Here is a 5,998-nt window from a genome sequence, read left to right on the forward strand (position 1 = left end):
CGTAAACAGGCCGACCAGAAGTTCAAGGAACTGCTGGAGGCCGCGCCCGACGCGATGGTGATCGTCAACCGCAACGCCGAGATCGTGCTGGTGAACGCCCAGGCGGTCCAGCTGTTTGGCTGGCGCCGCGAAGACCTGCTGGGCCAGCCGATGGAAATGCTGGTGCCGGAACGCTTGCGCGGCCAACATCCAGAAAAACGCAACGGCTTTTTCGCGCAGCCACGGGCTCGGCCCATGGGCGCGGGCCTGGCGCTGTTCGGGCGACGCCAGGACGGCAGCGAATTCCCGATCGAAATCAGCCTGAGCCCGCTGGAGACCAACGAAGGCACTGTGGCGATTGCCGCCATCCGCGACATCACCGAACGCAAGCGGGCCGAGCAGAAATTGCGCGAAAGTGAGCGCCGCTTTGGCGACATGCTCGGAAACGTGGAACTTGTTTCGCTCATGCTCGATCGCGACGCGCGGATCACGTACTGCAACGACTACCTGCTACGCCTGACCGGATGGCGCTCCGAGGAAGTGATCGGGCGAGACTGGTTCGAGCTTTTCATCGCGCCTGAACTTCATCATTTGAAAACAAGCTTCTTCCAGGACATCCTCGCCAATCGCCCCGAAGCCATGCACGATGAGAACGAGATTCTCACTCGATCCGGTGAGCGTCGGCTGATTCACTGGAACAACTCAGTGCTGCGGTCGGACGCCGACGATGTGATTGGCGTGGCGAGCATCGGCGAAGACATCACCGAGCGCAAGGCGGCAGAACGCACGATCAAACGCCTGAACCGCGTCTATGCCGTGCTCAGCGGCATCAACACGCTGATCGTGCGTGTGCGCGACCGCGACGAGTTGTTCAGGGAAGCCTGCCGGGTCGCGGTGGAGTCCGGCGGCTTTCGCATGGCGATGATCGCGATCGCGGAGCGTGGCACCCTGAAGCTGGCCCCGGCCGCTTCAGCGGGCAAGGATGACGGGCTGCTGAACGCCATCAAGGGGATCCTGGCATCGAGTGACACGGCCCCCAAGACCATGAGCGCGCGGGCGCTGCGGGACAAGAAGGCCGTTGTCTCCAACGATTCGCACAACGACCCGCAGGTGCTGTTCAGCAGCAAGTATGCCGAGTCCGGGGTTTGCTCGATGGCCGTGTTGCCACTGCTGGTCGCGAATGAAGCAGTTGGCGTGCTCGCGCTGTACGCCGGTGAGATTGATTTCTTCCAGGAAGAAGAGTTGAAGCTGTTGACGGAACTGGCCGGCGACATCGGGCTCGCGATGGATCACATCGACAAGCAGGAGCGGCTCAACTACCTCGCCTACTACGACGCGCTCACCGGCCTGGCCAACCGCACGCTGTTTCTCGAGCGGGTGGCACAGTATCTGCGCGGCGCCGCCAGTGGCGGGCACCCGCTGGCCTTGTTTCTGATTGATCTGGAGCGCTTCAAGAACATCAATGACAGCCTCGGTCGCCTGGTCGGCGACGAACTGTTGCGGCAGGTGGCGCAGTGGCTGACGCACAACACCGCCGGGGACGTCAACCTGTTGGCACGCGTGGGGGCGGATCATTTTGCGGTCGTGATGCCGGTGGTCAAGCCGGGGGGAGACCTGACTCGATTGGTCGAGAAATGGATTGAGGCTTTGCTGAAGCAGCCGTTTCGCCTGAATGATGATGTATTCCGGATTTCCGCCAAGATCGGTGTGGCGCAGTTCCCCAAAGACGGCGTCGATGCCGACACTTTGTACAAACACGCCGAGGCCGCGCTCAAAAGGGCCAAGGCAAGGGGCGAGCGCTACCTGTTTTACACGCCCGCCATGACCGAAGCCGTACCGGCCAACTTGACCCTGGAAAATCAGTTGCGCCAGGCGCTGGACAATGAAGAATTCGTGCTCTATTACCAGCCCAAGGTGAATCTGGTGAGCGGCAAGATGACCAGCGCCGAGGCGCTGATCCGCTGGAATGACCCCCGCACCGGCTTGGTGCCACCGGCCCAGTTCATCCCGATCCTGGAAGAAACCGGCTTGATCCATGATGTCGGCCGCTGGGCCCTGCGCCAAGCCATCAAGGACTACCTGCGCTGGCGCGCCGCCGGCCTGCCGGCGGTGCGGATCGCGGTCAACGTGTCGCCCCGGCAGCTGCGCGATCGCGGCTTTATCAAGGAGGTCAGGCAAGCCATCGCCATTGACAAACACGCGGCAGCCGGACTGGAGCTGGAGATTACGGAGAGCCTGATCATGGAGAACGTCCAGCACAGCATCGCCAGCCTGCACGCGATCCGGGACATGGGGCTAAGCATCGCCATCGACGACTTCGGCACCGGTTTTTCGTCGCTCAGCTACTTGTCGAAATTCCCGGTGAATACGCTCAAGATTGATCGCTCGTTTGTGATCGAGATGACGGACTCGCCGCAAGGCCTGGCGCTGGTGTCCACCATCATCAACCTGGCGCATGCACTGCAGCTCAAGGTGGTGGCCGAGGGTGTCGAAACCGAGGAACAGGCACGCCTGCTGCGCTTGCTCAACTGTGACGAAATGCAGGGCTATCTGCACAGCATGCCCTTGCCATGCGCGATTTTTGAGTCAAATTTTCTGGCTTTGCCGCCCGCCGGTTGACTGCTGGCAGTTGACCGCCGTGCGGCCTTCGGCGCTCTCGGCTTGTGCCTGCTAGAGCGGGCGCGTCTCGGCAAAACTGGGGCGCAGCGTCAACTTGTCATACAGCTTGAGCAAGTTGGGGTTGTCACTGCGCCAGTCAATGTCCGGAAAGCGAAAATCGAGATAAGCCAGCGCCACGCCAACGGCAATGTCGGCCAGGCTCAAGTAAATGCCGACACAAAAGGGCTTGTCGCCCAGGCCCAGGCCCATGGCCCGGATACCCGCTTGCACCTTGCCCAATTGACGCTCAATCCAGGCCGGGCTGCGCTGCGCGTTGCTGCGCCCACCCCAGGTGGCCTCCAGCCGCGCCAGAATAGCGGCGTCCAGCACGCCATCGGCCAACGATTCCCAGGTCTTGACCTCGGCGCGCTCGCGACCCACGGCCGGGATCAGCTTGCCCACGGGCGACAAGGTGTCGAGGTATTCCACAATCACGCGGGAGTCAAAAATGGCTTCGGCGCCTTCCATGATCAGGCAGGGCACCTTGCCCAGCGGGTTGCTGTCGGCAATCGTGGTCTGTGCCGCCCACACATCCTCCGTGATAAATTCGTAGTCAAGCTTCTTTTCAGCCATGACGACGCGAACCTTGCGTACATAGGGGCTGGAGTTGGATCCGATTAATTTCATGGGCGGGGCGCGGTCAGGCGGCTGTCATCAGGGCTTGATTCTATACAGCAGCCTTCTTTCTGGCTGACGCTGGTGGGCGGGCGGCACACAATCTACAATTCGCCCATGAATTTTTCACCAATCTCAGCCCTCTCGCCACTGGATGGCCGCTACTGCACCAAACTTGCCAAGTTGCGCCCCATCATGAGTGAAATGGGTTATATGCAGCGCCGCGTGCAAGTTGAAGTGGCCTGGTTCATTGCCCTGAGCGATTGCGGTTTTGCCGAATTCAAGGCCTTGAGCCCCGGCGCGCGCACCTACCTGCTGGGCCTGGCCAAGAATTTCTCTGAAGCCGACGGTGACGCCATCAAGGAGATCGAGAAAACGACCAACCACGATGTCAAGGCGGTCGAATACTGGATCAAGTCCAAGTTTGAAGCCCGTCCCGAGTTGCTCGCGGCGCAGGAGTTTGTGCACTTTGCCTGCACCAGTGAAGACATCAACAACACGAGCCACGCGCTGCAACTCAAAGCCGGGCGCGATCTGGTGCTGCTGCCCGCGCTCGACGCCATCATCGCCCGGCTGCGCGAGATGGCGCACGCCTTTGCCGACGTGGCCATGCTTAGCCGCACCCATGGCCAGACCGCCAGCCCGACCACCGTGGGCAAGGAAATTGCCAATGTGGTGGTGCGACTGGTGGCCGCGCGCGACAAGATTACCAGCATCAAGCTGCTGGCCAAGATGAATGGCGCGGTGGGCAACTTCAACGCGCATTTGTCGGCCTGGCCTGACTTTGACTGGGAAGCCTTCTCTCGCCGCGTGATCGAAGCCCCGAAGCCACTCGGCCTGGGTTTGAGCTTCCAGCCCTACAGCATCCAGATCGAGCCGCACGACTACATGGCCGAACTGTTCGACGCGGTGGCGCGCACCAACACGATCCTGATCGACTGGTCCCGCGATGTCTGGGGTTATGTGAGCCTGGGCTACTTCAAGCAACGCCTGCGCGAGGGTGAAGTGGGATCAAGCACCATGCCGCACAAGGTCAATCCGATTGATTTCGAGAACGCCGAAGGCAACCTGGGCTTGGCCAATGCGCTCTTGCGCCACTTGTCGGAGAAGCTGCCGATCAGCCGCTGGCAGCGCGACCTGACCGACAGCACGGTACTGCGCAACATGGGTGTGGCGCTGGGCTACGCGGTGCTGGCCTACCAGTCGCTCAATACCGGTCTGGGCAAGCTGGAGATCAACGAGGCCGCCATTGCCGCCGACCTGGACGCCTCGTGGGAAGTGATGGCAGAGCCGATTCAGACCGTGATGCGCCGCTTTGGCCTGCCGCAACCCTACGAGCAGCTCAAGAAGTTCACCCGCGGCGAGCCGATGACGCGCGAACTGATGCAGGGCTTCATTGCCAAGCTGGAAATTCCTGAACCTGAGAAGCAACGTCTGCTGGCCATGACGCCGGGCAGCTACACCGGCATGGCGGCCGAGCTGGCAAAACGGGTATGACCCCCACGCTCGGCACTTCGTGCCCTCCCCGCCCCCCGAGGGTGCTGATCCGCCTTGGGACGGCCCGCGCCTGATCTGATGGCCATCAAATCCACCATCTTCAAAGCCAGTCTGCAAATCGCCGACATCGACCACGCCTACTACGCGGACCACCTGCTCACACTGGCGAGGCACCCGAGCGAAACCGACGAGCGCATGATGATCCGGCTGTGCGCACTGGCGCTGCAGGCCCATCAGCTGCAAACCGTGTGCGGCGGCGACGGCACGCTGGCGTTCGGCGCGGGCCTCTCGGACCCGAATGAGCCCGACGCCTGGCTGCGCGACTACACCGGCCTGACCCGGCTCTGGATCGAGGTCGGCCAGCCGGAAGACAAGCCGCTGCTCAAGGCCTGCAACAAGGCCGACGCGGTGGTGCTGTACTGCTTCAACCACGCCGCCGAGGTCTGGTGGCGCAGCATGGAGGCCAAGCTGGCGCGGCCGCAAAACCTGAGCGTCTGGCGCATCCCCACCGTGGCCGCGCAAGCGCTGATCCCGATGGCGCAGCGCAACATGCAGTTGCAGGCCACGATCCAGGAAGGCGTGCTGGCGCTGGGCGACGGCACGCTCCATGTCGACATTGAGCCGGTTCGCTGGAAATAAATGCCAAATCTGGCGCTAGCCCCCGTCTATAGGTCGTGAGCAGCTATAAATTTGATTGTGGGTGGGTCGAGTCCATTCGGAGACTCTCAGTTCAGGGCCGCACGGTGCGGGCCGCTAAGATGTTGGGCTTCACAAGCCAACTTCTCTAAACCCACCATGACCGCTCCCCGCTTGCTCAACAAAGTCTCCGTCATCACCGGCGCCGCCCAAGGCATCGGCCTGGCCACTGCCCGGAAGTTTGCACAGGAAGGCGCCATCGTCATCGTCTGCGACATCCAACAGGCGGGCGTGGACGAGGCCGTGGCCCAATGCCGCGCACTGGGGGCGGCAGCCGAAGGCTTCGTGGCGGATGTGACGAAGCGCGCCACGATCGACGCCATGGTGGCGAGCGTGCAGGCGCAGTTTGGCCGCATCGACGTGCTGGTCAACAACGCCGGCATCACGCAGGACGCGCGGCTGCAAAAAATGACGCTGGAACAATTCGACCGCGTGATCGACGTCAACCTGCGCGGTGTCTTTCACTGCGCGCAGGCGGTGGCCGACCTCATGGTGGCGCAGGGCAGCGGCGTGATTCTGAACGCCAGCTCGGTGGTCGGCATTTATGGCAATT

5 protein-coding genes are annotated in these 5,998 nt (G+C 62.2%); 4 read left to right on the forward strand and 1 reads right to left on the reverse strand.

Annotation, left to right across the window (positions count from 1 at the left end):
• Positions 1-2,598 (forward strand): EAL domain-containing protein (locus GZ093_RS19755; protein ID WP_296489352.1); only part of this gene is annotated, 2,598 nt, incomplete at its 5' end.
• A gap of 51 nt (positions 2,599-2,649) precedes the next feature.
• Here GZ093_RS19755 and GZ093_RS19760 read toward each other — a convergent pair.
• A complete protein-coding gene (locus tag GZ093_RS19760; RefSeq protein ID WP_296489354.1) occupies positions 2,650-3,264 on the reverse strand; it encodes a glutathione S-transferase N-terminal domain-containing protein in 615 nt (204 codons plus the stop codon).
• A 105-nt stretch (positions 3,265-3,369) separates the two neighbouring features.
• Here GZ093_RS19760 and purB point away from each other — a divergent pair, with 105 nt between their 5' ends.
• From purB to GZ093_RS19775, 3 genes are all read left to right on the forward strand, one after another.
• On the forward strand, positions 3,370-4,749 hold the full coding sequence (gene purB / locus GZ093_RS19765; RefSeq protein ID WP_296489356.1) for an adenylosuccinate lyase: 1,380 nt from the start codon (positions 3,370-3,372) through the stop codon (positions 4,747-4,749).
• Between the two features lie 78 nt (positions 4,750-4,827).
• A complete protein-coding gene (locus GZ093_RS19770; protein WP_296489358.1) occupies positions 4,828-5,388 on the forward strand; it encodes a YaeQ family protein in 561 nt (186 codons plus the stop codon).
• A gap of 156 nt (positions 5,389-5,544) precedes the next feature.
• Positions 5,545-5,998: SDR family NAD(P)-dependent oxidoreductase (locus GZ093_RS19775; protein WP_296489360.1), on the forward strand; the 454-nt coding region annotated here is incomplete at its 3' end.

The organism is Rhodoferax sp. (genome assembly GCF_010365055.1).
In the GTDB taxonomy this organism is placed as follows: Bacteria; Pseudomonadota; Gammaproteobacteria; order Burkholderiales; family Burkholderiaceae_C; genus Rhodoferax.